General features: G+C 65.6%; 23 protein-coding genes. 16 read left to right on the forward strand and 7 right to left on the reverse strand.

Annotation, left to right across the window (positions count from 1 at the left end):
* Nucleotides 1–767, forward strand: a 767-nt coding sequence (locus BLR71_RS09460; RefSeq protein ID WP_245696402.1) for a methyl-accepting chemotaxis protein, incomplete at its 5' end; no start/stop codon positions are given.
* A gap of 119 nt (nucleotides 768–886) precedes the next feature.
* Here BLR71_RS09460 and BLR71_RS09465 read toward each other — a convergent pair.
* Nucleotides 887–1,831, reverse strand: coding sequence for a LysR family transcriptional regulator (locus BLR71_RS09465; protein WP_092525456.1), 945 nt, complete (start codon nucleotides 1,829–1,831; stop codon nucleotides 887–889).
* A 161-nt stretch (nucleotides 1,832–1,992) separates the two neighbouring features.
* On the opposite strand from BLR71_RS09465, the gene BLR71_RS09470 reads away from it, so the two are divergent.
* From BLR71_RS09470 to BLR71_RS09485, 4 genes are all read left to right on the forward strand, one after another.
* On the forward strand, nucleotides 1,993–2,463 hold the full coding sequence (locus BLR71_RS09470; protein ID WP_092525458.1) for a DoxX family protein: 471 nt from the start codon (nucleotides 1,993–1,995) through the stop codon (nucleotides 2,461–2,463).
* Between the two features lie 127 nt (nucleotides 2,464–2,590).
* Complete coding sequence (locus BLR71_RS09475) at nucleotides 2,591–3,412, forward strand: DODA-type extradiol aromatic ring-opening family dioxygenase (RefSeq protein ID WP_092525460.1); 822 nt, start codon at nucleotides 2,591–2,593, stop codon at nucleotides 3,410–3,412.
* Nucleotides 3,413–3,614: 202 nt separating this feature from the next.
* On the forward strand, nucleotides 3,615–4,223 hold the full coding sequence (locus BLR71_RS09480; protein WP_092525462.1) for a LysE family translocator: 609 nt from the start codon (nucleotides 3,615–3,617) through the stop codon (nucleotides 4,221–4,223).
* Between the two features lie 106 nt (nucleotides 4,224–4,329).
* Nucleotides 4,330–5,589: an EAL domain-containing response regulator gene (locus BLR71_RS09485; protein WP_092525464.1), complete on the forward strand. Its 1,260-nt coding sequence runs from the start codon at nucleotides 4,330–4,332 to the stop codon at nucleotides 5,587–5,589.
* Nucleotides 5,590–5,662: 73 nt separating this feature from the next.
* Here the strand turns inward: BLR71_RS09485 and BLR71_RS09490 are convergent, their stop codons facing one another.
* Nucleotides 5,663–7,315, reverse strand: a complete 1,653-nt coding sequence (locus tag BLR71_RS09490) for an acyl-CoA dehydrogenase family protein (RefSeq protein ID WP_092525466.1) — start codon at nucleotides 7,313–7,315, stop codon at nucleotides 5,663–5,665.
* Nucleotides 7,316–7,480: 165 nt separating this feature from the next.
* Here BLR71_RS09490 and BLR71_RS09495 point away from each other — a divergent pair, with 165 nt between their 5' ends.
* Genes BLR71_RS09495 through BLR71_RS09515 form a run of 5 tightly spaced genes read left to right on the forward strand, consistent with a single transcriptional unit; the run spans nucleotide 7,481 to nucleotide 12,948 of the window.
* On the forward strand, nucleotides 7,481–8,020 hold the full coding sequence (locus tag BLR71_RS09495; protein ID WP_092525468.1) for an NUDIX hydrolase: 540 nt from the start codon (nucleotides 7,481–7,483) through the stop codon (nucleotides 8,018–8,020).
* A complete protein-coding gene (locus tag BLR71_RS09500) occupies nucleotides 8,017–8,946 on the forward strand; it encodes an AAA family ATPase (RefSeq protein ID WP_092525470.1) in 930 nt (309 codons plus the stop codon). The genes BLR71_RS09495 and BLR71_RS09500 overlap by 4 nt, the downstream gene beginning before the upstream one ends.
* A gap of 3 nt (nucleotides 8,947–8,949) precedes the next feature.
* On the forward strand, nucleotides 8,950–10,113 hold the full coding sequence (locus tag BLR71_RS09505; RefSeq protein ID WP_092525471.1) for a DUF58 domain-containing protein: 1,164 nt from the start codon (nucleotides 8,950–8,952) through the stop codon (nucleotides 10,111–10,113).
* The gene (locus tag BLR71_RS09510) at nucleotides 10,110–12,434 is read left to right on the forward strand and encodes a transglutaminase TgpA family protein (RefSeq protein ID WP_092525473.1); all 2,325 of its coding nucleotides are present in this window, start codon (nucleotides 10,110–10,112) and stop codon (nucleotides 12,432–12,434) included. The genes BLR71_RS09505 and BLR71_RS09510 overlap by 4 nt, the downstream gene beginning before the upstream one ends.
* Before the next feature lie 19 nt (nucleotides 12,435–12,453).
* Nucleotides 12,454–12,948 (forward strand): glutathione peroxidase, encoded by a 495-nt coding sequence (locus tag BLR71_RS09515; protein ID WP_092525475.1) that lies wholly within the window; start codon nucleotides 12,454–12,456, stop codon nucleotides 12,946–12,948.
* A gap of 115 nt (nucleotides 12,949–13,063) precedes the next feature.
* Here the strand turns inward: BLR71_RS09515 and BLR71_RS09520 are convergent, their stop codons facing one another.
* Nucleotides 13,064–13,459: a DUF7079 family protein gene (locus BLR71_RS09520; protein WP_092525477.1), complete on the reverse strand. Its 396-nt coding sequence runs from the start codon at nucleotides 13,457–13,459 to the stop codon at nucleotides 13,064–13,066.
* A gap of 139 nt (nucleotides 13,460–13,598) precedes the next feature.
* Here BLR71_RS09520 and fabV point away from each other — a divergent pair, with 139 nt between their 5' ends.
* The 3 genes from fabV to BLR71_RS09535 all read left to right on the forward strand — a co-directional run bounded on the left by fabV (nucleotide 13,599) and on the right by BLR71_RS09535 (nucleotide 17,205).
* A complete protein-coding gene (gene fabV / locus BLR71_RS09525) occupies nucleotides 13,599–14,798 on the forward strand; it encodes an enoyl-ACP reductase FabV (protein WP_092525479.1) in 1,200 nt (399 codons plus the stop codon).
* Between the two features lie 177 nt (nucleotides 14,799–14,975).
* Nucleotides 14,976–15,950 (forward strand): GlxA family transcriptional regulator, encoded by a 975-nt coding sequence (locus tag BLR71_RS09530; RefSeq protein ID WP_175491645.1) that lies wholly within the window; start codon nucleotides 14,976–14,978, stop codon nucleotides 15,948–15,950.
* Between the two features lie 223 nt (nucleotides 15,951–16,173).
* Nucleotides 16,174–17,205, forward strand: coding sequence for an aldo/keto reductase (locus BLR71_RS09535; RefSeq protein WP_092525481.1), 1,032 nt, complete (start codon nucleotides 16,174–16,176; stop codon nucleotides 17,203–17,205).
* Nucleotides 17,206–17,224: 19 nt separating this feature from the next.
* On the opposite strand, the gene BLR71_RS17425 is transcribed toward BLR71_RS09535, so the two are convergent.
* Nucleotides 17,225–18,436, reverse strand: a complete 1,212-nt coding sequence (locus BLR71_RS17425; protein WP_175491646.1) for a LysR family transcriptional regulator — start codon at nucleotides 18,434–18,436, stop codon at nucleotides 17,225–17,227.
* Between BLR71_RS17425 and rluF the strand changes: the two genes are divergently transcribed.
* The 3 genes from rluF (at nucleotide 18,435) to BLR71_RS09560 (ending at nucleotide 21,271) form a co-directional block, all read left to right on the forward strand.
* Entirely contained in the window at nucleotides 18,435–19,643 is a 1,209-nt protein-coding gene (gene rluF / locus BLR71_RS09550) for a 23S rRNA pseudouridine(2604) synthase RluF (protein ID WP_092525485.1), read from the forward strand. The two genes, BLR71_RS17425 and rluF, sit on opposite strands and share 2 nt — an antisense overlap.
* A gap of 109 nt (nucleotides 19,644–19,752) precedes the next feature.
* Nucleotides 19,753–20,310, forward strand: coding sequence for an isochorismatase family protein (locus BLR71_RS09555; protein ID WP_092525487.1), 558 nt, complete (start codon nucleotides 19,753–19,755; stop codon nucleotides 20,308–20,310).
* Complete coding sequence (locus BLR71_RS09560) at nucleotides 20,294–21,271, forward strand: GlxA family transcriptional regulator (RefSeq protein ID WP_245696403.1); 978 nt, start codon at nucleotides 20,294–20,296, stop codon at nucleotides 21,269–21,271. Before BLR71_RS09555 ends, BLR71_RS09560 begins: the two co-directional genes overlap by 17 nt.
* 7 nt (nucleotides 21,272–21,278) lie before the next feature.
* On the opposite strand, the gene BLR71_RS09565 is transcribed toward BLR71_RS09560, so the two are convergent.
* Genes BLR71_RS09565 through BLR71_RS09575 form a run of 3 tightly spaced genes read right to left on the reverse strand, consistent with a single transcriptional unit; the run spans nucleotide 21,279 to nucleotide 23,968 of the window.
* The gene (locus BLR71_RS09565; protein WP_092525489.1) at nucleotides 21,279–21,908 is read right to left on the reverse strand and encodes a class I SAM-dependent methyltransferase; all 630 of its coding nucleotides are present in this window, start codon (nucleotides 21,906–21,908) and stop codon (nucleotides 21,279–21,281) included.
* 42 nt (nucleotides 21,909–21,950) lie between these two features.
* On the reverse strand, nucleotides 21,951–22,829 hold the full coding sequence (locus tag BLR71_RS09570) for an ABC transporter ATP-binding protein (protein ID WP_092525491.1): 879 nt from the start codon (nucleotides 22,827–22,829) through the stop codon (nucleotides 21,951–21,953).
* Nucleotides 22,829–23,968 (reverse strand): FecCD family ABC transporter permease, encoded by a 1,140-nt coding sequence (locus tag BLR71_RS09575; protein WP_092525493.1) that lies wholly within the window; start codon nucleotides 23,966–23,968, stop codon nucleotides 22,829–22,831. Before BLR71_RS09575 ends, BLR71_RS09570 begins: the two co-directional genes overlap by 1 nt.
* Nucleotides 23,969–24,006: the final 38 nt, after the last annotated feature.

Genomic DNA, 24,006 nt, shown 5'->3' on the forward strand with positions numbered 1-24,006 from the left:
AGGAGATTACCTCTACCGTGGATCACAGCGCCCAGTCTGCCCAGCAGGCCAATCAGTTGGTGCTGAGCACCGGTGAAGTGGCGCGCCGCGGCGAGACGGCCATGCAGGATGTCGAGCGCACCATGGCGGATATTCACGACTCGTCCAGCAAGGTCAGCGACATCGTCACCATGATCGACTCGATCGCCTTCCAGACCAATATTCTGGCCCTCAACGCCTCGGTAGAGGCCGCGCGTGCCGGTGAGCACGGGCGTGGCTTCGCCGTGGTCGCTGAAGAAGTACGCACCCTGGCGCAGCGCTCGAGCGATGCCTCCAAGGAGATTCGTGGGCTGATCGATACCTCTGCCGCGCATACCGAATCGGGTGCCAAGCTGGTGCGCAATGCGGGAACCACCATGCAGGAGATCGCCGAGAGCGTGGCCAAGGTGACGGACGTGATCGGTGAAATTTCGGCCGGCGCCAAGGAGCAGAGCACCGGTATCGGCCAGGTCAATACGGCGGTTACCGAAATGGACACCATGACGCAGCAGAATGCGGCCATGGTCCAGGAGTCGACCACCACGGCGAGCCAGATGCGCGATCAAGCCGAGCAACTGCAGCGGTTGCTCGATACCTTCGTGCTGGGTGGCGATGACGCCTCGTCTCACCAGTACGACGAGCCAACAGCACCTGCGCTGCCCTCGGCGTCGAGCCTAGCATCGCGTCAACAGGCGCCCGCTCGCAGCAAGTCGGCGGCCCATGCCGAGGAAGAGTGGGAAGCTTTCTGACGGTACGGCTCCGGCCAGCGGTGGTCGGTGGCTAACGAAATAGATCGAACGCCTCAGTTGATTGGTCGAAGGAGTGCCCCGCTTCTTCGACCTTTTTTATGTTCCCAGCACCTTGCCTGTCAGAGGACGCAGCCGTTAGTGAGTGCCTCGCGCAGAAACTCGCGAAATACCCGCACCCTCGCCGGTGCTTGAAGCCCAGATAGCGTGATGGCATAGAGCCTTGCCTGCGTGACGCTATGGTCCGGCAGGACGGGCACTAGTTTGTGCTCATCGACGAGAGGCTGAGCGATCAGGTCGGGCAGCACGCCGACACCCCCACCCGCGGCCAGCAGTCGGGCGAGACTGGCGTAGTCGGTCGTACGCAAGCGAGGCTGCACGTTGACTTCGCTTCGCTTACCGCGTCGGTCGGTGAGCACCAATGGCGTGGGGCCCTCCAGGCCGCGGCGAATCGCCAGCGCGTGATGCTGCAGATCGCCAGGATCTGCCGGTGTGCCGTGCCTTTCCAGGTAGCCGGGGGCCGCATAGAGGCGCATGCAGAAGTCGGCGATGCCAGAGGCACGGTAGTTCATATCGGGCAGGTCGTCGGCGCTGGCGCGCAGTGCCAGGTCGATGCGGTTGGCGGCCAGGTCCAGCGGCGTATCGGTCATCAAGAGTTCGATGCGTATCTGCGGGTGGCGCTCCTGGAAGGCCACTACCAGGCTAGGCAACAGGTCGATGCCCATATCGACCGGTGCGGTGACGCGCAGGTTGCCTTCTGGCACCGAGCGCGACGCGCGGGCGCTTTCGGTGGCATCTCCCAACAGCTGCAGCGCCTCCCGGGCCTTGGCATGGAACAAGAGCCCCTCTTCGGTAGCCGATACCGCCCGCGGGGTGCGGGCCAGAAGCGCTGCACCGAGCCGGCCCTCCAGGCGTGAAATGCGCCGACTGACGCCGCCTTTGGTTTCATCGAGCTCCCGAGCCGCCGCGGAGATGGAGCCAAACTCCACTACGGCACAGAACGCGCGGATGTCCTCAATGGCGCCGCCCAGCGTGACACTGTTCAGGGTTTCCAATTCATCAACCATGCGTTGCCATTCCGCTATCTCCCGAAAAACCGGAAACCCCAATATGCTGTCTTCCATCCACAGGGCGCAAGCGCCTGTTGCGATCCACTAGCTTTTGCATCGCAACGCCAGACGTTGCAAGTCACAGGCGCTACGACCACAGACGATTCGAGGACACGCTCATGAGCCAGAATACCGATACCGCCGTTTCCACTGCCACCCCCGGTCCGGCGATCTTCCAGCGCCTGTCGGTGCTGTCCTATCCGCTGATTCGCGTGACCGCGGGCTTGCTGCTGATGCCTCACGGCGCCCAGAAGCTGTTTGGCTGGTTTGGCGGCTATGGTCTCGAAGCGACCGGTCAGTTCTTCGCCGACAGTCTCGGTATGACGCCCGGCGTGCTGTTTGCGCTAATGGCGGGCCTGGTCGAGTTCTTCGGAGGTCTAGCCTTGGTGCTTGGTCTGCTGACACGCCCTGCGGCACTGGGCGTGATGGTGCTGATGGGCGTCGCGCTGAGCGTGCATATTCCCAACGGTTTCTTCTGGACCAACGGGGGGCTCGAGTATCCGCTGATGTGGGGACTGGTGGCCTTGGGTATCTTCCTGCGCGGCGGTGATCGCTTCTCGCTGGATGCCAAGCTTGGCCTCAAGATCTAAGCCGTCATCCTGAGTGACCCCTTATCTTGGGCTTCACCCCCGACTACTTCATCCTTACTACTTCGCGCCGGCTTGAAAAAGCCGGCTGGCGGCAATGTTGCCGCCCTCGCGTCTCGGAGGTTCGACCATGTCTTATCGCGCTGCTGCTACTTCCTTGCCGACAGTGTTTCTGCCCCATGGCGCCGGGCCTTGCTTCTTCATGGATTGGCAGCCGGCCGGGCTTTGGGATCGCATGGCTGCCTGGTTGAGCGGCTTGACCAAAACGCTAGAGGAGACGCCTCGCGCGATCTTGGTGATCTCCGCGCACTGGCAGGCTGACACCTTCACCGTTAATACCCAGGCGTCGCCATCGCTTTATTTCGATTACTACGGTTTTCCCGATCACACCTATCGGCTGAGCTGGCCGGCGGCGGGTGACCCTGAGCTTGCTGCCGAGGTGCGCAAGCGGCTGACCGAGGCCGGGCTTTCCTCAAGTGAAGAGGGTCAGCGCGGGCTCGATCATGGCGTCTTCATCCCGCTCAAGCTGGTGTTCCCCGAGGCTGAGGTGCCGGTGGTACAGCTATCGTTGAAGAAGGGGCTCGACCCCGCCGAGCATCTGGCGTTGGGGCGCGCCTTGTCGCCGCTGCGCGACCAGGGCGTGCTCATCATCGGCAGCGGTATGAGCTATCACAACATGGCGCGATTGAGGCGTGGCGGTGCGGATGTCGATCCGGATTCCCGCGCCTTCGATAGCTGGCTTGCTGAGACGGTGGCGCTTCCCGACTCGGCCCGCTCTTCGCGTCTTATGAATTGGGCGTCAGCGCCTGGCGCGCGCGCCTCCCACCCGGAAGAAGAGCACCTGCTGCCGCTGTTTGTGGTGGCAGGGGCCGGCGGTGAAGCCGCTGGCAAGAAGGTATTTGAGGATGAGGTAATGGGCAGCGTGCAGTCGGCCTTCGTTTTCGGCGCTTGATTCGCCGTCAGAAGGGCAGGTTAAGACTGTATCCAATGTCGTCTTGGCCGGGGTGGAACCGGCGCCTAAGATAGTGTTCCGCTACCGCCCTTCGGGTCGCCATTCCGCTATAGCGGGGGCAAGGTTGCCAGGAACCGGCATTGCCAAGGAGGGCGGTCGGCGAACACTCAGGGCCAGCCAATCATGAAATAAGGAGATACTCATGCCGTTCACCCTGTGGCTGTCGCTTGCGGCAGTCTGTGCCATGGGCGCCATGTCGCCTGGGCCTAGTCTCGCGCTGGTGTTGCGCCATACCTTGGGCGGTGGTCGCCTGCCGGGCGTGGCGGCCGCGCTTGCGCATGCCATGGGCGTGGGGCTCTATGCGCTGTTGACTGTCTGGGGGCTCGGCGCCTTGATCGCCCGCCATCCGGTACTTTTCCAGGCGATTACCTGGGCCGGCGCCGCCTATCTCGCCTGGCTTGGGGTGAAGGCGCTGCGGGCCGGCCAGGCATCAGCCCTGCAGGCCAGTGGCGTGGCCACGACCCAAGTACAGGCCGCCCGCGACGGGGTGCTGGTGGCGCTTGGCAACCCCAAGCTGATCCTGTTCTTCGTCGCGCTGCTGAGTCAGTTCGTCAGCCCTGATATGAGCGCGGCGGCCAAGGCGTTGATCGTTGCCACGGCGATGATCATCGACGGTGGCTGGTACGTGCTGGTGGCGGTGGCGCTATCGCATTCTTCCGTGCTGCCCTGGCTTCAGGCCCGGGCTCACTGGCTTAACCGTGTTACCGGCGTGATCTTGCTGGGGTTGGCTGCCAGGGTGCTCATCGGGTAGCGCAGATATTTGTTCGCTATTCACCTCGTGGGCCGCATCAGTTGGGTGTATAAGTTAAGAGCTAGGCTCATTTGGCCTGCGATAACTTAATCGTGTGAGAGCTCTGATGCCGCTGGATACTGCGCCACTGGCCGTCGTCGTCGACAGGGATCCGGGGGTTTTGGCGGACCTGACGTCCCTGTTACGTACCTTGGGGCTCGAGACTCACCACCAGCCTACCGACCTGCGTGCATGCCTCACCGTCCTTAGGCCGCGGTTAGTGATCCTCGACCTGGAAATCGACGGGGTAGAGGGAATCGATACCCTGCGTTATATGGCGGACGTCGGCTATCGCGGTTCGGTGCTGTTGCTCAGCGCCGTGGACCCCAAGATTATGCGGATTGCCGAGCGGGTAGGTCAGACCCTTGGCCTGGACATGCTGGATTCGTTGGGCAAGCCGTATGAGCTGAGCGCATTGAACGACAGCCTCGGTGCCATTGGGATGCCGTCAAAGGGCGAAACTACCCGCCAGCGTGATCGAGACTGGGGCCGAGAGGAGATCACTCGTGCCCTGGTGGAGAATGAATTGGTGGTTCATTACCAGCCGCAGTTCGATTTGACCTCTCAGACGCTCAGCGGGGTCGAAGCGCTGGTACGCTGGCAGCATCCCGACTTGGGACTGATCTGGCCGGGCCATTTCCTCAAACTGATGACCCTTGACCAAACGCGGCTGATGACTCGCCACATCGTGGCGCAGGTGGCGCGCGATTCTCAGCTCTGGGGCGTAGAAGACCAGCAGCTATCGGTTTCCATCAATGTCTCCCCCAATGAACTCCTTCACGATGATCTCGTGCCGCTGATGGATGAACTGCAGCAGTCGCTGGGGCGTCGCCTGTCGCTGGTGGTGGAAATCACCGAAAACGATGCCATGCATGACGAGCTACTCAGCAGCGAGGTGGCGGCTCGGCTGCACCTGCTGGGCATGGAACTGTCGGTCGACGACTTCGGTGTTGGCTTCTCGTCTCTGGCACGCCTGCAGTTGTTGCCGATCAGTGAAGTGAAAATCGACCGAGGGTTCGTGCGCCACCTGCATGACAACCCTGAGGACGCGGCCATCGTCGAAGCCGTGGCCTTGCTCGGTCAGCGACTCGGTATCCGGGTGGTGGCCGAGGGCGTCGAGACGCTAGAGAGCCTGAAGCAGCTGTCGCGCTTTGGCTGCACCCATGTTCAAGGCTATGCGCTGGCAAGGCCCATGCCGGTCGATGACCTGCTGGTGCTGATCTCGAGCCTGGGCAACGCCCAACCCGGGTCTCAGGACGCCGCTGCGTCCGAGGCCTATCCCTTCTGGGCGCCGCGTACCGCCAAGCCCGCCAAAAGCGTGCCCTGAGCGCGTCACCCCGCCTTATCCAACGACGACCTGGCCCACATCCATGGACGGCAGCAGGCGCCTTGCGTGGTGCCTAGGGCGTGATTCGCTCGAGGATAGCAACCAAGGGCGCATCCGCTGGAAGGACACCATAGGCCGGGCTCGGTGCCTCGCCGAGCCGTGATCGGCAGAAAGTCTCCGACACCGCTGCGGGCGCGTGGCGCAGCAGCAGGGCCGCCTGCAGGGCCTGAGCCATGCGCTGGGCCAGCCATCGAGCGCGCAGCATCAGGCTCTCCTCGGGCAGGGTCAGCGTCCGGTCGAGCTCGGCCAGGGCGCGGTCGAAGTCGGCCTGCTGGCCACGCGCCGCCTGGAGCTCGCCCATCAGCGCCTCGATGCTTTCCGGGTGGCGGGCCATCACTCGCAGCACGTCCAGGCAGATGACGTTGCCCGAGCCCTCCCAGATCGAGTTCACCGGAGCCTCCCGATAAAGCCTTGCCAGCGGCAATTCCTCTACATAGCCGATGCCGCCCAGGCACTCCATGGCCTCGGCCATGAAGCCGGGCCCGCGCTTGTTGTGCCAGTACTTGGCCAGTGTCGGTAGCAGGCGTGCCAGGGCACGGGCGTGCGCGTCGCCATTGGCGGCGCCGTCTAAGGCACGGGCGGCACCTAGGCCAAGAACCACGCCGGCCTCGACTTCCAGCGCCAGGTCGGCGATCACCATCTGCATCAGGGGCTGCTCGGCCAACGGCTTGCCGAAGGCATGGCGATGGCGGGCATGGCGCCAGGCCTCGCGCAGAGCCTGGCGCATCATGCCCACCGGGGCCACGGCGGCGTCGAGGCGGGTCTGCTGGACCATCTCCAGGATGGTAGCGATGCCGCGGCCCGGTGCGCCGATGGGCGTGGCCCAGGCGTGGCGATACTCGATCTCCGCAGAGGCGTTGGCGCGGTTGCCGCACTTGTTTTTCAGGCGCTGAATCTCGATGGGGTTGCGATGGCCATCGGGAAGAAAGCGCGGCACCAGAAAGCAGCCGAGGCCGTCCGCAGTCTGCGCCAGGGTCAAAAAGGCATCCGACATCGGCGCGCTGCAGAACCACTTGTGGCCGGTCAGCCAGGCGCCGTCCGCGTCTATCTGCGCGCTTGTGGTGTTGGCCCGCACGTCGCTGCCGCCCTGTTTCTCGGTCATCGCCATGCCCAGCGTCACCGTGGCTTTTTCATCGCTTGGGCAGGGGCGGGGATCGTAGCCCCAGGCCAGCAGCCGCGACCCCCAGTGCGCCAGCAGCCTCTCATCTTGGCGCAGCACCGGCATGGCGGCATGGGTCATGGTCAGCGGGCAGCAGATGCCGGGCTCGGCCTGGGTCAGCAGGTAGAGGGCGGCGACATGGGCCTGATGGCCGCCGCGGCCTTCCTCCTGCCAGGCCACGGCCTGCCAGCCGGGGTCGAAGGCTTCATGCATCAGCGCATGGTAGGCGGGGTGATACTCGACCTCATCCAACCGCCGCCCGTATCGATCGAAGAGCCGCAGGCTCGGCGGGTGCTGGTTGGCGGCCTCGCCCAGCGCCTGTAGCCGCTGGCTGCCCACCGCTCGGCCGAGCGGAGCCAGCCTGTCGGTGACCCAGGCGGGGGCCTCTCGCGCCAGCGCTTCGCGCAGCGGTATATCGTCGGCCAGCCAGTCCTCATCGCCGGGAACGGGCGGCTGATTGATGACCTCATGGGTAGCGACGTGTTCGCGTGGGGCGCTATCGGCCATGGCGGTGGGCTCCAGGCGGCATCTCGAGGCAGGCGCTGACGATAGGACTCAACCTCTTGGTCTTTTGAGCATGGTCAGCGAGCGGTGATCGGTCAAACGTCGCCAGGCTGGCCCCGGCCCGGTGGACTGGTTAGGCTACAGGGCTGATCCGATAGGGAGAGCCCGATGACCGCCGATGATTCCACGCTGCCGACGCCGGTGATCGCCGATGAACATATTCAGCTGGTCGATGCCCGCAATCGCCCCTGTGGCAGTGCCCCCCGGGCGCTGATGCGTCGCTTCCACTTCTGGCATCGGGCCACCTATATCGTGGTGCGCAACGCCCAGGGCGAGATCTGCGTGCAGCGTCGCACCCTGATCAAGGAGGTCTTCCCCGGCGGCGACGACTTGGCCGCCGGTGGTGTCGTCGGCGCCGGCGAGGCAGTGCACCTGGCCGCCCGCCGCGAACTCGCCGAAGAGCTTGGCATTCGCGGCCAGCCACTTCGCCCCTGTGGCGGTTTTCGCTATTCAGAAGGCGGTAACCATATCTACGGCAGTGTCTATCTGGTCGATTACGATGGGCCGCTCTGCCTGCAGCCCGAGGAAGTCGATTCAGTGCGCTGGATGCCGCTCAAGCAGGCGCTGGCCCTGGATACCGCCACGCCGGATACCCGCTGCGCCTTGGGCATGCTGCATGCGGGTGGCTGGCTCGAGGAGGCGGCATGAATCAGCTCGCGCAGCGTCAGGCAAGCTTCAATGAGGTCATGGCGACGCTGTCGACGGTGGTGCGCGGCAAGCCGCGAGAGGTACGGCTCGCACTGTGCTGCCTGCTGTGTCGCGGCCACCTGCTGATCGAGGACCTGCCTGGGCTTGGCAAGACCACCCTGGCCCAGGCGCTGGCCCGGGTGACCGGGCTCGATATGCAGCGGCTGCAGTTCACCAGCGACCTGCTGCCCGCCGACGTGCTCGGCGTATCGGTATTCGACCCGGGGCAGGGGCGCTTTCATTTTCATCCCGGGCCGGTCTTTCATGGCCTGGTGCTGGCCGACGAGGTGAACCGTGCCACGCCCAAGACCCAGAGCGCATTGCTCGAGGCCATGGAGGAAGGGCAGGTGACCGTCGAGGGCGAGACGCGAGCGCTGCCGGATCCGTTCTTCGTGATCGCCACCCAGAACCCCCAGGATCAGGCGGGTACCTTTCCGCTGCCGGAATCCCAGCTCGACCGCTTCCTGATGCGCCTGTCGCTTGGCTACCCCGACCGCCAGGCCGAGCGCGAGATTCTGCGCGGCGAAGCCGGGCGCTCGCGTCTCGATGACTTGCCGGTATTGCTCGATGCCACGACCTTGCGAGACATGCAGTCGCGCCTGGCAAGCCTGCATGTCGCCGACCCCTTGCTCGACTACGTGCAGGCGCTGGCGTCGGCCAGCCGCAGTCATCGCGACCTGCCCTGGGGGCTTTCCACCCGCGGTGTGCTGGCGCTGCTCCAGGCCGGCCGGGGCTGGGCGCTGCTCGAAGGCCGCGATCATGTCCTGCCGGAGGATATCCAGGCGGTATGGGTGCCGGTGGTCGCCCACCGCTTGAGCAGCGGCGACCGCGAGGCCGATGAACGGGTGGCGCGCGAGCTGCTCGCCGCCGTGCCGGTGCTGGGCTAGCCAATGTCCAAGCGGGGCGCTCCCTTGGCCGGGCCACTGACTCGCGGCTGGGCCAGGCTGCGTGCCTGGAGCTGGTCGCGGCGCTCAACCGCTACCGAGACGCCGCTCTCTCAGCACCGGCTGTTCGTGGTGCCGACCGGCTTCGGGCTGGCCTGGGCGGGCCTGATCGTGATCCTGTTTCTGTTCGGCACCAACTATCAGAACAATCTGGCCTATGGCCTGGCGTTCTGGTTGCTCGCCATCGCCCTGGTGGCATTGGTGCGCGGCTGGCGGAATCTGCTGGGCGTGCGTGTAACGATCACCCCTGAAGGCGAGGCCTTCGCCGGCGACGAGGCGCGACTGCGCGTGACCCTCGCCGCCTCCCGGGACCGCCAGGCGCTGGCGGTATGCCTGGGGCGGCGTCTGGGGCGGCGTGCCGGACGCAGCAGGACTCGCCGCTCGGAACGTGAGGGTCGTTGTGCGGTGGCCGATCTCGTCGATGGTGAGGCTAGCCTGACCATTGGCTGGCCGGTCACTTTGCGAGGTGACCAGCCACTGCCACGGCTACGCCTGGAAAGCGACTGGCCGCTGGGACTGGTGCGGGCCTTGGCCTGGGTCGAGAGCCCAGAGACGCTGCTGGTCTATCCCCGCCCCTGGTCGAGCCGCGATCCCGCCATGGCGGCGTCTCGCCCGCTGGATGAGTCGTCGCCCCCATCGGCGACGCCGAAAACGCCGCGCGATACCCAGGAGTTCGCCGGCCTCAAGCGCTATGTGCCCGGGGATGCTCCCTCGCGGCTGGCCTGGAAGCAGTGGAGCCGCACCGGGGTGCTGGCCACCAAGCACTTCAGCGAGCCTCCGGTGGCGCCTACCTGGCTCGATTACGCGGCGGTGACCGGCGATGTGGAAACGCGCCTGTCTTGGCTCTGCTATCAGGTGAACGCCTACCATGGCCGCGGCGAGCCCTTCGGCCTGCGACTGCCCGGCCTGACGCTGCCGCCAGCCAGCGGCTCCGTCCAGCGTCGCCGCGCGCTTAGCGCTCTGGCGCGCTTTTCTCTCCCAGGCAGCGAATCGACAGGCACTGTCCATGACGGTTTAGACGACGCTGTGGACGACAGTGCCTCTGCCAATGGCGCGTTCGCTCCTGCGACAGGTGTGACGGCCGGCGATGCACGGCAGGAGGGCGCATGAGCGAATCAGCCACGCCCGTCCTGCTGGCCGATGGCGAGAGCCTGTCGGCAGCCATGCTGCGCCGGCTGTTCATCGGCCAGTGTCTGGTGCTGATCATGCATCTGCCCTTCATGCCGCTGTGGTTGCTGGCGGTGGCCGCGCTGGTGGCCTGGCGTCGTCATCGTCAGCTCATTGCGCGGGCCCCGCGAGCCAGCGTGACCCTGCGCCTGGCGGCGATTGCGTTGCTTTGCGTGGCGCTGTGGGCCCAATACGGTGGCTTTGGCGATCTCGAGGCGCTGCTCGGGGTCTTGATTGGCATCTACTTGCTGAAGCTTCTGGAGACCCGTACCCGGCGTGATGCGCGGGTGGTGGTCGGTATTGGCTTCGTGGTGCTGACGGCGAGCTTCCTGCATGACCAGAGCATCTTCATGGCGCTGGGCGCGGTGGCGGCGGCGACCTGGCTGGTGCACTCGCTGGTGATGTTGTCGGGCGGCGCGCAGGCGCGTCCCAACCGTGTCGCCTGGCGTGAGACCGCCTGGCTACTGGGCCTGTCGGCGCCGCTGATGGTGGCGCTCTTCATCGTCATGCCGCGGCTCGGGCCGCTGTGGAGTCTGCCGACGCTCGAGCGCGCCTCGACGGGGCTCTCCGACAGCATGGCCCCCGGCGATATCGCCAAGCTGTCTAGAAGCGATGCCCGGGCCTTTCGGGTCAGTTTCGCCGGCCCGGTGCCGGCGCCGGCCGAGCGCTACTGGCGGGTTTATACCCTTTCGCATTTCGACGGTGAGCGCTGGTCGCGGGAGACGCCGGAAGCCCTGGCCGCGATGCTGGAGCGACCGCTCAGCGACTTCGCCAAGACCGCGCGGCGCAACCCCTTTGCGGCGGATACGTTTACAAGTGCGGCCACCGATCGATCCGGCGGCGTGACCGGCTCAGGCTCGACGTCAGGCGGTTCGTCTCGCTACCGGACGGAATTCCTGCTGGAGCCGGACAGCCGGCCCTGGCGCCCCTCGCTGGGGACGCCGCTGGCAAGCCCTGAACGACAGCGCTTTTTGGGTGATGGCACCTTCGAGGGCGTGGCCGCGCTTTCCTCGCGGGGCCTGATGAGCCTTGCAAGTAGCGGCGAGGCGCCGGCTTTTGCCTCCCCGGCCGGCCGTGCCTGGCATACGCTGCTGCCCCGTGGGCGCAACCCGCGCACCCTGGCGCTGGCGAAGCGGCTATGGCAAGACGCCGAAGGCGACCCCGAGGCCTATATGGCCGCCGTCATGGCGCGCTTCGGCGAGGCACCCTATCGCTATACCCTCGAGCCGCCGCGTCTAGCGGGTGAGCATCGCGTCGATGACTTCCTGTTCGATAGCCAGGCCGGCTACTGCTCTCACTATGCCTCGGCCACCGCGGTGCTGGCGCGGGCGGTGGGCATCCCCGCGCGGGTAGTCGCCGGCTTTCAGGGCGGCGAGCGCCATCCGGACGGCCACCTGACGGTGCGGGATTACGATGCCCACGCCTGGGTCGAGGTCTGGCATGACGGCGCCTGGCGCCGGCTGGACCCCACCGCGGTGATCGCCCCTGAGCGCATCGAACAGGGCACGGCCGCCCTGAGTGCCGGAAGCCAGGCCTTCCTGGCCGATGCCGGCCTATCGCCGCTGCGCTTTCGCGATGTCGCCTGGGTGAATCGGGCCAGGCTTGCCTGGGAGCGGCTCGAGTATCGCTGGCAACTCCAGGTCGTGGGCTATGAGAGTCGCGACCGTGAGGCCCTGCTGTCGCAGTTGCTGCAGGCGCTGGAGACGCCCTGGCAGTCGTTCAAGGCGCTGAAGGAGCGGATTTCATCGCTGGCCTCGAGTGGCGCCGGGGCCCTGCGCCTGGGCGCCGAGGTGCTGGGCGTGCTGATGCTCGCTGCCCTGGTGGTTGTCGGTGTGCAGGCGGGAGCGAGGCGCTGGCGCCGACCGTCGACGCTGCGCGAGCTGCTGCTCGAGGATGCGGCCTGGCTCGCCCGCCATGGCTATCCGCCGCGGCCCGGGGAATCGCCGGCAGCGCACTTGCGGCGTTTGGCGGCAGCGTCTTCAGGTGATGAGCCGTCACCTGATGAGCCGGGCTTGGCCAGGGGGCGGGCGGCTGACCTTCAGCAGCGTCAGCGCGACCTTAAGGCGGCCAGTCAAGCCTTGGCCGAGGCCATCGAGCGGGTCTATTACGCGCCTCTCGACGAGCGCGAGCGCCGCCGCTGGCATGAGGCGTTTCATGCGCGGCGCCGGCGCTGGCGACGTGCTTTTCGCCGTGTGAATCGATGTCGCGGGAGAGGCGCCGGCAGGCTGGCGCGTTGGCGACAGACATGGCATCTTGGACGCTAAAGCCGGACCGGTGCTCGCCATGCATATCCACGACATAGACTGTCAGACTGCCGCGGGCGACCCCTTCAACCTGCTGGCCCTGCGCGGGCAGGTACTCCTGGTGGTCAACGTCGCCAGCCGCTGCGGTTATACGCCCCAGCTCAAGGAGCTCGAAAGCCTCTATCGGCGCTATCGCGACCGAGGCTTTACGGTGCTCGGTTTTCCCTGCAACCAGTTTGCCCGCCAGTCGCCGGAATCGGCAGGCGCCTTCTGCACCTTCGGTGAGCAGGAATTCGGGGTGACCTTCCCGCTGCTTGAGAAGGTCAAGGTCAACGGTTCGGGCGCTCATCCGCTGTTCATCGAGCTGCGCCGCCAGGCGCCGGGGCTACTGGGTACCAAGATGATCAAGTGGAACTTCACCAAGTTCCTGGTGGGTCGCGAGGGGCAGGTGCTGCGTCGCTTCGGCCCCCGGGATGGCGCGCGGGAGATGCGCGTGGCCCTGGAAGCGGCGTTGGATGCGCCTTTTTCTGCCTGAGGCGCCGCTTTCAGGTCACCTTCTTCGGCTTACGTTCTTCCACCCGGGTTCTTCCACCCAGGTTCTTCAACCCAAGGCCAGGTGCTGCAACTCACCATCATGGTGCTGGGGTGGGTCAGCGTGAGTCCGGTGCTTCGCCCATCGCCAGCATCACTCGCATCATCAGCTCGTTCCAGCGGTGTCGGGCCATCATGGTGGTCAGGCCCGAGAACAGCATCCACATCTTCTTGCGCCAGCCGGTGAGCCGCTTGTAGTGGGCGACCAGCTGGCCGACCAGCTTGCGATCATCGAAGCGTCGCCATTCGCCGGCCACCGACAGCTGGTGGCGCGATAGCACCGGTGCCAGTTCCAGGCGAAAGATCCATTCCAGCTCCTTGAGCGTCAGATCGTGGCGTTCGATCACCTCGACCATGCGTGCGTAGTCGCTCTCGCGGGGCTCGCGTTCGAGCCAAAGCGGCGCCAGGGCGAGCCAGAGTTCGGCGCGCAGGTCGACCAGGGCTTGAGTGTCCATGGTTATCCTCTCGGTTGAGGAGGGCATCTTCGGTGATGGGCGCAGCCGACTCAAGGGGCGGACACTCGCGCGCCAAGCCGCTAGAATATGCACCACTGTCATTTTGCTTGCACTTTATCACCGACTGTCGAGGTTGCCTGTGATCATCAAACCCAAGGTTCGCGGTTTCATCTGTACCACCACCCATCCCGTCGGCTGCGAGAAGAACGTCCTCGAGCAGATCGAAGCCACCAAGGCGCGTGGTCTGGACAAGGCGAGCGGACCCAAGAAGGTGTTGGTGATCGGGGCCTCCAGCGGCTATGGCCTGGCGGCACGCATCACCTCGGCTTTCGGTTACGGCGCCGACACCCTGGGCGTATTCTTCGAGAAGCCGGGCACCGAGAAGAAGCCCGGCACCGCCGGCTGGTACAACTCGGCGGCTTTCGACAAGTTTGCCAAGGCCGAGGGCCTGTACAGCAAGTCGATCAACGGCGACGCCTTCTCCCACGAGGCCCGTGAGAAGGCCATCGAGCTGATCAAGCAGGACATGGGCCAGGTCGACCTGGTGGTTTACTCGCTGGCCTCTCCGGTGCGCAAGCTGCCGGATAGCGGCGAGATGAAGCGTTCGGTGCTCAAGCCGATCGGCGAGACCTACCGCGCCACCGCCATCGACACCAACAAGGACGCCATCATCGAGGCCGAGGTCGAGCCGGCCAACGAGCAGGAAATCCAGGACACCATCACCGTCATGGGCGGCGAGGACTGGGAACTGTGGATGAGCGCCCTCGACGAAGCCGGCGTGCTGGCGCCGGGCGCCAAGAGCGTGGCCTTCAGCTATATCGGCACCGAGATTACCTGGCCGATCTACTGGCACGGTGCGCTTGGCAAGGCCAAGGAAGACCTGGACCGTGCCGCTCACGCTATCGATGCCAAGCTCAAAGAGACCGACGGCGGTGCCAATGTCGCGGTACTCAAGTCGGTGGTCACCCAGGCCAGCGCCGCCATTCCGGTCATGCCGCTCTACATCGCCATGGTCTACAAGATCATGAAGGAGCAGGGCCTGCACGAGGGCACCATCGAGCAGCTCAACCGCCTTTACGGCGAGGCGCTCTACGCCGGCAAGCCGGCGGCCACCGATGAGGCCGGACGCCTGCGCATGGATGACTGGGAGCTGCGTGACGATGTGCAGAAGGCCTGCCAAGACCTGTGGCCGCAAGTCACCACCGAGAATCTGTTCGATATCACCGACTACGCCGGCTACAAGCACGAGTTCCTGAAGCTGTTTGGCTTCGAGCGTGATGACGTGGACTACGACGCCGACGTGGCGACCGTCGCCGACTTCGACGTCGTCAATCTGTAACGGGTCGGCGCTAGCTACCTGCCTGATTGCGCCTGCCGGCCCCCATGCCGGCAGGCGTTTTTCATGCAGGCGCCAACACTTCCATTTTCGCTCCGCTTGCCGTGCCGCTCGGCTGTCGTCGGGGCGTCGATGCCCTATGATGTGCTTTCCGCGCTGGATGGATGATGTCGATTCGCCATGCATGACCTTTCTGTTGATTCTTCGGCCCAGCCGCCGCGTCGTGTCGGGGTGCTGCTGCTGCCGGGTTTTTCGCTGCTGGCCCAGGCCTGTGCACTGGAGCCTCTGGCGGTGGCTAGCCAGTTGGCTGGCCGGCGGCTCTACGCGCCGGTGGCCTTCGGCCTCGATGCCCGGGCGGTGACCAGCGCCGCCGAAATGACGCTTTCACCGCCGTTGGTGCTTGGCGACGACGACCGGGAACTCGACTTGCTGCTGGTCTGTGCGCCGAGCCCGCTGGCCGCCACACTGCCGGCAAGCCTCGCCCAATGGCTCAAGCGTTTGGCGGGGCGGGGCGTGGTACTGGGTGGCATCGCTGGTGGCGCCGAAGTGCTGGCCTGGGCAGGCGTGCTGGATGGCTACCGGGCGACGCTGCCCTGGCAGCGGGTCGATGCCGTGGGCCAGGAGCATCCGGCCATCAATCTGTCGCCGCAGCTATTCGAGATCGATCGAGACCGGCTGACCTGTGGCGGCGGCACCTCGGCCATGGACATGGTGATGACCCTGATCGGCATGCACCACGGCCAGCGGCTGGCCGAGAAGGTGTCCGAGCACTTCGTCTGCGAGCGTATCCGCATGGCCGATGAGCCTCAGCACGTGCCGCTGCGCTCGCGGCTTGGCCACGCGCCGCAGAGCCTGATCGATGCCGTGGCGTTGATGGAAGCCAATATCGAGGAGCCGCTGACCACCCACGAGCTGGGCGAGCATCTGGGCATTTCCCGGCGTCAGCTCGAACGCCTGTTCAAGAAGTACCTGCAGGCGGTACCCAGCCGCTACTACCTGGATCTGCGTCTGCAGGAGGCGCGTAAGCTGCTGCGCGAGAGCGACCGTGCGGTGGGCGACATCGCCCTGCAGACCGGCTTTTCTTCCGGCGCCCACTTCTCCACCGCTTACCGTAACCATTTCGGCATGACGCCCCGGGAAGAGCGCCTGGCCTGATCCGCAGCGCTGGCCACGCCCTTGCACGTCGATCTAGCCCCGCCGGTGCGGCATTAACCTCCTAGCGATGAGGGCCAAAGCTTGGCGGTTTTCGACAATCCCTGGCGGCGATGTTCGAGCGGCCTTTTGCTGATGCGTTAAAGGTATTACCGATTCAGCAATTCCCGGCCTGGCGCGTCCGCGCCATGCTGTGCCTCGACACTCCATCACCACGAGGCAACCGATGACATCTTCTACTACGACTTCTTCACCGCTTCCCGAACGCGTGCTTGGCCAGGGCCTTCGCGTTTCTAGCATGGGCTATGGCGCCATGGGCCTCAGCGAGTTCTATGGCCATACCGAGGAGGCGAGTGCACTGGCCATCCTGCACGAGGTGGTCGAATCCGGGGTCACCCTGATCGATACGGCGGACGTGTACGGTCGTGGCCACAACGAGCGCCTGATTGGTCAGTTGTTGGCCTCGCCAAACGCCAGTCGCGAGCTTGGTAATCTTAAGGTGGCCACCAAGTGCGGCATCGACCGGCCGGCGGATGCCAGCTATGCCCGCAGCATCAATAACCGGCCCGAGTACATTCGCGCCTGCTGCGAGGCGTCTCTGACGCGGTTGGGCGTCGAGCAACTGGATCTTTACTACCTGCATCGTGTCGACCCAGAGGCGGATATCACCGAGACCATGGGCGTGATGAAGCAGCTCGTGGAGGAGGGTAAGGTGGCGCATGTCGGCCTGTGCGAAGTCTCGGCCAGTACTCTAAAGCGGGCCCATGCCGTTCATCCGCTGACGGCCCTGCAGACCGAATACTCCCTTTGGTCGAGAGATATCGAGGCCGAGATTCTACCCGCGGTCGAGGCCCTCGATATCGGCCTGGTGGCCTACTCGCCGCTGGGGCGGGGCTTTCTGACCGGGCGCATCGCCTCGACGCAGGACCTGGCCGACGATGACTTTCGACGCCACAACCCGCGCTTTCAGGATGAAAACCTGGCGCACAACCTCGAACTGCTGAAGAGCGTCGAGGCCGTCGCCCAGCGCCATTCGGCGACGCCTGGACAGGTCGCGCTTGCCTGGCTGCTCGGCAAGTACTCACGGCTGGTGCCCATTCCCGGCACTCGCCGCTCGCGCTACCTCAAGGAAAACCTGGCGGCGTTGTCACTGCGCCTGGAGGCGCAAGAGGTCGCTGAACTGCAGGCGGTGATGCAGCCCGAGCGCATTCATGGGCAGCGCTATACGGCCGAAGGCATGAAGGGCGTTAACACCTAACCTAACCAGTGCGCCGGTATCAGCTATCGCCGGCAGGCCTGACCTGGAAGGAAAACGCCTCGATGAGCTGTCGGACTTTAGGGCGCTGTTCATTGTCACGCCAGGCGAGGTGAATATTGATGGCCAACGACTGCTTCAGGTCGGGAATGAGGTCACGATACACCACGCCGATGCGGCTGGCGGCGAGCATGGAGGTTGGCAGCAGGGCGAGCCCTTCGCCGTCGGCGATTCTAGCCAGCAGGGTGATGTGCTCTGCGGGTTCCGCCAGGCGCGGTGGGTGGTAACCCGCTGCGCTGAAGATAACCTCGCAGCGGTCGAAGAAGGCGGGGTTGTCCGGGCGCGGGAACCAGTAAAGAGGCGTGTCGGCGATATCCTGCAGGTCGACGATGTCACGCGCGGCGGCCGGATGCTGGGCCGGCAGCGCGACGACCAGCGGGTCGGTGGCGATATGGCTGATGCGCAGCCCCACCGGCAGGCGCTCGATCTCGCCGATGATGGCCAGATCGATCTGTCCGGAGGCCAGCCGCTCCAGCAGGTGCTTCGAGTAGTCATACTCCAGCCGGGCATGCTGATGGCCTCGAGCCTCGCTCAGGGCCTGATGCAGGGCCGGAAACTGGCTGAAATCGAGCACGCTGGTCAGGCCGATGCGCACATCCTGAGCGGCGTCATCGACCTGTGCGAGGCGGGTGGCCACGGCCGCTTCCAGCTGGCTAAGCAGGCGCTCCGCTTCGAGCAGAAAGTCCTGGCCGGCAACGGTCAGGGCGACTCGGTGGGTGTCACGATCGATTAGCCGGGTACGCAGCAGCGTTTCCAGGCCATGGATCTGCCGGGACAGCGGCGGCTGCGACATATGCAGGCGCTCGGCGGCGCGGCGGAAATTGAGTTCCTGGGCCACGGCAACGAAGCATTGCAGCTGCTTGATGGTGGGCAAGCGAGGCGAATGGGGCAGACGCGGGACGTGAGGCATGACATGAGCCTGGTCGGTCGAGGAGCCCGCCGGCAGGCGGGAAAATATCGGGTGGCGCTTTCCACACAGAGCCACCTCAAGATGCCAGCCGTCGAGTATATCAACCGAGAACGCCGCTTGCTGCGAAGCACGATCTAGGCCCCGGCGCTGGGCGCGGGCGGCCCGGGGCGCTACCATTGGTCGACATTCTTTCACGCAGTAGCCGGCGACGCGCACCTCGTCGCGATGGCCGCCTTCTGCCTCGACTCTCCACGGTTTCCCCATGGCTCTCGACGCAAGCGATACCCGCCTCAACAAGTTCATCAGCGAGACCGGCATCGTCTCGCGTCGCGAGGCCGACCGGCTGATCGAGGAAGGCGCGGTCAAGGTCAATGGCCGCCGCGCCGAAATGGGCATGCGGGTGACCGATGTCGACCGGGTCACGGTGCGAGGCAAGCCGCTGCGGGCCAAGCCGCGGCCGGTCTATCTGCTCTATAACAAGCCGGTCGGCGTGACCTGCACCACCGACCCCGCCGACCCCACCAATATCGTCGATGCGATCAACTACCCCGAGCGCATCTTTCCCATCGGCCGACTCGACAAGCCCTCCCAGGGACTGATCCTGCTGACCAACGATGGCGATATCGTCAACAAGATTCTGCGGGCCGGCAACGCCCACGAGAAGGAATACCAGGTGCGGGTCGACCGTCCCATTGATCAGGCCTTCATCGAGCGCATGGGCGCGGGTATTCCGATCCTCGGCACCGTGACCCAGCCCTGTCCGGTCCACCAGACAGGGCCCAACAGCTTCACTATCGTGCTGACCCAGGGCCTCAATCGCCAGATCCGTCGCATGACCGAGTACCTGGGCTATGAGGTCACCTACCTCAAGCGGGTACGGCTGATGAATATTCATCTCAACCGGCTGTCTCCCGGCCAGTGGCGAGAGCTGAGCGACGATGAGATGGCCACTCTGGAGGGCATGCTCGGCGATTCGCGCAAGACCGAAGAGGCCTCGTTGCCCAAGCGCAAGGCCAAGCCCGCCAAGCAAGGACCTGGAAAGCAAGGGTCTGGCAAACAAGGGTCTGGGAAGCCGGGGGCCGGAAAATCAGGTGCCGGCAAGCCCGGCGCCAAGCGAACCGCCCAGCCCAATCAGAGAAAGACCGCTCAGGGAAAGCCAGGCCAGGGAAAACCGGGGCAGGGTAAGCCAGGGTCGACTAAGCCCAAACGCGCCATCCGGCAGGGAGCGAAGTCCGCTGAAGGCCAGCAAGGTGACGCTGCCAAGCCCAAGCGGGCGATCAAGCAGGCGAGCAAACCCGGCGCCGGCAAGCCGACAGGCAAGGGCGGTCAGGGCAAGGCAGGCGCCGGCAAGCAAGGAGCGGGTAAGAGTGCCCAGAGCAAGGGTGCCCCGAGCAAGAGAGGGCCTGGCAATAAAGGGCCCAACAGGGCCGGCGGCGGGCCCGCCAAGCGCTCGCCGCGCGGGCGTTCCTGACGTGCATGCCAGCATGGCCGAAAGTGTCCGCTTCCTAGCCGATAGTCGCCGTTCTTGCAGCCACTGCAGCGCTATGCTGGTCTCTCCATTCCCTTGAGAGAACCGAGCCATGACCACCGCCCTGTTGATGATCGACGTTCAGGCCTCCTTTCCCGCTCGTGATTACTGGGATGAGGCCCTGGCGGCCCCTTGGCGCATCCACCAGCGAAAGCTGCTGAACCTGGCGAGCGAGGCGGGTATTCCGATGGTGCGCATCTTCCATGAGGCGCCGGGAAGCGCTTCGCCTTTCGACCCCGAGCGTGGCCTGATTCGTCCGCTCGAAGGATTCAATGATGCTGCGGCAGCGACCTTTCACAAGCGAGCCCACAATGCTTTCACCGACACCGCGTTAGGCGAATGGTTGGATGCGCGCGGCATCCGGCGGCTGCTGATCAGCGGCATTCGCACCGAGCAATGTTGCGAGACCACCACAAGGGTCGCCGCTGACTTGGGCTACGAGGTGGATTTCGTCAGCGAAGCGACCCTGACCTTCCCCATGCAGCGGCACGGCAGGACCTGGAGCGCCGAGGAGATTCGCGCCCGTACCGAGCTGGTGCTGGAAGGGCGCTTCGCCCGGATCGTCGAGGTGGCCACCCTACAGGAGGAGTGGCGTGAACACGCTGCCTGAGGACAGGACGCTGCGGGTCGGGGTGCTGATGCTCCCCGGCCAGGTGCCGCTGGACTTGGTCGGGCCCCTGCAGGTGCTCCACAACGCCCAGCGGCTGGTGTCCGGCATCTCGATTCGCTATTTCGGCCCGCTTGCGTCGCTGGAGTGGCTGGGGCCGCTATCGCTTGCCGGCATCGAGCCGCTGCCGGAGACGCTGGAGCCACTGGACTTGCTGGTCGTGCCCGGCCAGTACCGGCGGGGGATCGATCCCCATTTGCAGCCGGGCTGCGTGGCCTGGCTGCGCCGCCATGCCGGGTCCGCCGAGACCCTGATGGGTATCTGTTCCGGATCGCTGCTGATGGCCGAGGCCGGCCTTCTGGACGGCCGGCGCTGCACCACCCACCACACCTTGCTTTCGCGGCTGAAGGCGTTGGCACCGGGCGCCCAGGTGCAGGGCGACTGCATCTTTATCGAGGACGGCCCCTGTCTGACCAGTGCCGGCATCTCCACCGGCATCGATACCATGCTGCACTGGCTGACCCGACGGCTCGGGCATCGCCTGGCGCTGGCCGTGGCCCGGGAAATGGTCCTTTACCTGAGGCGCAGCGGGCACGAGCCTCAACTGGGCAGTTGGCTGGAAGGGCGTAATCATGTCGACGAGCGCATCCATCAATTGCAGGATGCGCTCTGCGCAGGGTTGAAGGAACACTGGACCCTCGAGGCCATGGCGAAAGTCGCGGTGATGAGTGAGCGTCACCTGCGGCGCCGTTTCGCTGCCGTGGCCGGCATGTCGCCAGGCGACTACCTGACGCGGCTGCGCCTGCAGTTGGCTCGCCAGCTGATGGAGGAAACGCCCTGGAGCATGGCCCGGATTGCCGGTGAGGTGGGACTCGGCGATGACCGCCAACTGCGCCGGGTGTGGAAACGCTTCGCTGAGGGCTCGCCTCAGGCATGGCGTGAGCGTTTAACGCCGCCGGCCTGAACCCGGCTTAGTGCGACGCTAGCCCCTTGCGTGCCAGCAGGGCGCGAAACAGCTCGCCCATCATCACCGGCTCGTCGTTCTCGATCACGAAGCCGGCCTCTTCCAGCAGTGGCCGAGCCTGACGGGTGATGTCGCTGGCGATGGCGCTGGTCACCAGGTTCAGGGCCCGCCTCGCCATGCTGGCCGGACGGCGGTCGGGCTGGAACTTGTCCAGCACGCACAGTTGACCGTCATCGGCCAGCACCCGGTAGGCTTCCCGCAGGCCCTGCTTGGGGTGTGGCATGACGGCGAGTATCAGGTGCATGATCACCACATCGAAGTGACCGTCCGGGTAGTCGAGGTGCTCGGCGTCCATGACGCGGGCGCTGGCGTCGATGCCCAGGCGGTCGGCCCTGGTCTGGAAGCGGCGCACCATGGCCGGGGCGAGGTCGGTGCCGTGCAGCTCGACGCTGCGCGGCAGCCAGGGCAGGTCGAGCCCGGTGCCGGCGCCGACGATCAACACCCGCTGGCCGGCCTTCCAGTCCACCTCGGCGAGCGCCTGGCGCCGGGCACGGCGAAAGGCGCGCTCGGCGACCAGGTCATAGATCGGAGCGTAGAGGCTGTAGCGCAGCCGGTTCCAGCCGGTGGTGTTGAACATCGCGACCTCTCCCTTGGGCTCTCGCACCCATGCATTTTCGCATCATGCGCCTGTCTGGCAACGCTGAGAAGTTCCTTGAGCGCCGTCGCCTTTCACTGCTGCGCGGGTGCGGCGCATATTGGTCAGTATTGGGCTGCCAGTAGCGGGGTCGCTGAGCAGCGTGCAGTCGATCCCGTAGAGCGTGCGGACTAGGTCTTCGGAGACCACGTCGCTTGGTCGGCCAGCGGTGATGATGCGCCCGCCTTGCATGGCCACCAGGTGGTCGGCGAAGCGGCAGGCGCTATCCAGGTCATGAACCACCATGACCACCGTCTTGCCGTCGGTGGCGAGGTTGCGGATCAGCTCGAACACTTCGAGTTGATGCCCCAGGTCCAGGGCCGAGGTGGGCTCGTCGAGCAGCAGCAGCGGCGTCTGCTGGGCGATCGCCATGGCGATCCAGGCCCGCTGACGCTGTCCGCCGGACATGGCATCCAGCGTTCGGTCGGCGAGATCGGTAAGATTGGCGGCCGACAGTGCCGCCTTCACCACGCGCTCATCCTCCTCGGACCACTGGCGCAGAAAGCCCTGGTGGGGCTGGCGGCCGAAGCGTATCAGCTCGGCCACGGTCAGACCTTCGGGGGCCTTTGTATCCTGGGGCAGGAGGGCAAGGCGCCGAGCGAGCTCTCGGGCTGGCAGGCGTCGAATATCTTGACCGTCCAGGTGCACGGCGCCTTTGCGCGGAGCATGCAGCCGGGCGAGACCGGCCAACAGGGTCGACTTGCCGCAGCCGTTGGGGCCGACGATGGCGGTCACCTGGCCGGCGGGCAGGGTGATATCGAGATTCTCGATAACCGCACGACGTGCCTGGCGGCGGCCGGTGCCATAGCCGAGTTCGAGCCTTTGGGCGCTAAGCGGTGCGCATCGCTGGCTGTTTTGGCGCATCAGCAGATCCTCCTGGAAGGGCGCAACAGTATCCATAGCAATAAGGGACCGCCGATCACGGCGGTAACGATGCCGACCGGAATCTCCAGTGGTGCCAGCATCAAGCGTCCGGCGAGGTCGGCGCTCACCATCACCAGAGCGCCGGCCAGCGCCGAGCCCATTAGTGGTACGCCTCGTGGTGACGAGACATGACGGGCAAGCTCGGGGCCAATCAGGGCCACCATGCCCACCGGCCCGGCTACTGCGACGGCAAGCGCCGTGAGCCCTACCGAGAGCATCAGCGCCCCGCGGCGACAGTGCCGAACCCTGATGCCGAGCCCCGCCGCTACGCTGTCGGAGAAGCGCAGCACGTTCAGGGCCTGGGCGATGCATCGCGATATCGCCAGGCCAATCACAAGTGCCGCGCCCAGCGCCCATAGTGAGGCCGGGTCGCGGGCATTCAGGCTGCCTACCGTCCAGGGATAGGCGGCGTTGGCGGTGTCGATATCGACCCTGGCCAGCATCAGCTGGGTTACCGCCCCGAACACCGCGCCAACCCCGATCCCGGCGACGATGAAGCGATACCCGCGCGTACCGACGCCGCCGGCAAGGCCGAACGTCAGCGCAGTAGCGGTCGCCGCCCCGGCCAGCGCCAGGGGCGGTGGGGCGAGGCTCATGCCCAATCCCACCACCGAAGCCACCGCGAAGGCAGTGGCGCCGTTGTCGATGCCGATGATGCCGGGCGTGGCCAGTCGATTGCGGGCCAGGGTCTGCATCAAGCAACCAGAGAGGGCGAAGGCGGCGCCGGTGGCGATGCCGGCCGCTAGTCGGGGCAGGCGCAGTTCCTGCACCAGGAAGGCGTTCATCGCATCGCCCTGGCCGAGCAGTGCACGTGTGGTCTCCAGCGGTGCCAGCGTCACGCTGCCCAGGCATAGCGACAGCCCGCCGAGGATCAGCAGGGCGACGATCAGGCCAAGGTTGGCGACAAGGGCACGACGGTCGATAAGAATCGCCCCGTCTTTGCCCGCCATCGGCAGTGCGAGTCGCCAGTAGCCCGCAGGCGGCCGGACGGCGTCAGCATGACGACCGGAGGCCGCTGGCGAGCCAGTGTCGCCCAGACCCTGGCGGTGCGGGATCGAATCGAGTGAGCTAGCGTTCATGCGCCTTCATCATTTTTCGGGATCGGGAATCGGGGCTT

Origin of the sequence: Onishia taeanensis (assembly GCF_900100755.1) — a bacterium.
Lineage (GTDB): Bacteria > Pseudomonadota > Gammaproteobacteria > Pseudomonadales > Halomonadaceae > Onishia > Onishia taeanensis.

Coding starts and splice junctions, on each gene's coding strand:
- BLR71_RS09465 (WP_092525456.1), bottom strand. CDS start 1,831: ATGGTTGATGAATTGGAAACCCTGAACAGTGTCACGCTGGGCGGCGCC.
- BLR71_RS09470 (WP_092525458.1), top strand. CDS start 1,993: ATGAGCCAGAATACCGATACCGCCGTTTCCACTGCCACCCCCGGTCCG.
- BLR71_RS09475 (WP_092525460.1), top strand. CDS start 2,591: ATGTCTTATCGCGCTGCTGCTACTTCCTTGCCGACAGTGTTTCTGCCC.
- BLR71_RS09480 (WP_092525462.1), top strand. CDS start 3,615: ATGCCGTTCACCCTGTGGCTGTCGCTTGCGGCAGTCTGTGCCATGGGC.
- BLR71_RS09485 (WP_092525464.1), top strand. CDS start 4,330: ATGCCGCTGGATACTGCGCCACTGGCCGTCGTCGTCGACAGGGATCCG.
- BLR71_RS09490 (WP_092525466.1), bottom strand. CDS start 7,315: ATGGCCGATAGCGCCCCACGCGAACACGTCGCTACCCATGAGGTCATC.
- BLR71_RS09495 (WP_092525468.1), top strand. CDS start 7,481: ATGACCGCCGATGATTCCACGCTGCCGACGCCGGTGATCGCCGATGAA.
- BLR71_RS09500 (WP_092525470.1), top strand. CDS start 8,017: ATGAATCAGCTCGCGCAGCGTCAGGCAAGCTTCAATGAGGTCATGGCG.
- BLR71_RS09505 (WP_092525471.1), top strand. CDS start 8,950: ATGTCCAAGCGGGGCGCTCCCTTGGCCGGGCCACTGACTCGCGGCTGG.
- BLR71_RS09510 (WP_092525473.1), top strand. CDS start 10,110: ATGAGCGAATCAGCCACGCCCGTCCTGCTGGCCGATGGCGAGAGCCTG.
- BLR71_RS09515 (WP_092525475.1), top strand. CDS start 12,454: ATGCATATCCACGACATAGACTGTCAGACTGCCGCGGGCGACCCCTTC.
- BLR71_RS09520 (WP_092525477.1), bottom strand. CDS start 13,459: ATGGACACTCAAGCCCTGGTCGACCTGCGCGCCGAACTCTGGCTCGCC.
- BLR71_RS09530 (WP_175491645.1), top strand. CDS start 14,976: ATGCATGACCTTTCTGTTGATTCTTCGGCCCAGCCGCCGCGTCGTGTC.
- BLR71_RS09535 (WP_092525481.1), top strand. CDS start 16,174: ATGACATCTTCTACTACGACTTCTTCACCGCTTCCCGAACGCGTGCTT.
- rluF (WP_092525485.1), top strand. CDS start 18,435: ATGGCTCTCGACGCAAGCGATACCCGCCTCAACAAGTTCATCAGCGAG.
- BLR71_RS17425 (WP_175491646.1), bottom strand. CDS start 18,436: ATGGGGAAACCGTGGAGAGTCGAGGCAGAAGGCGGCCATCGCGACGAG.
- BLR71_RS09555 (WP_092525487.1), top strand. CDS start 19,753: ATGACCACCGCCCTGTTGATGATCGACGTTCAGGCCTCCTTTCCCGCT.
- BLR71_RS09565 (WP_092525489.1), bottom strand. CDS start 21,908: ATGTTCAACACCACCGGCTGGAACCGGCTGCGCTACAGCCTCTACGCT.
- BLR71_RS09570 (WP_092525491.1), bottom strand. CDS start 22,829: ATGCGCCAAAACAGCCAGCGATGCGCACCGCTTAGCGCCCAAAGGCTC.
- BLR71_RS09575 (WP_092525493.1), bottom strand. CDS start 23,968: ATGAACGCTAGCTCACTCGATTCGATCCCGCACCGCCAGGGTCTGGGC.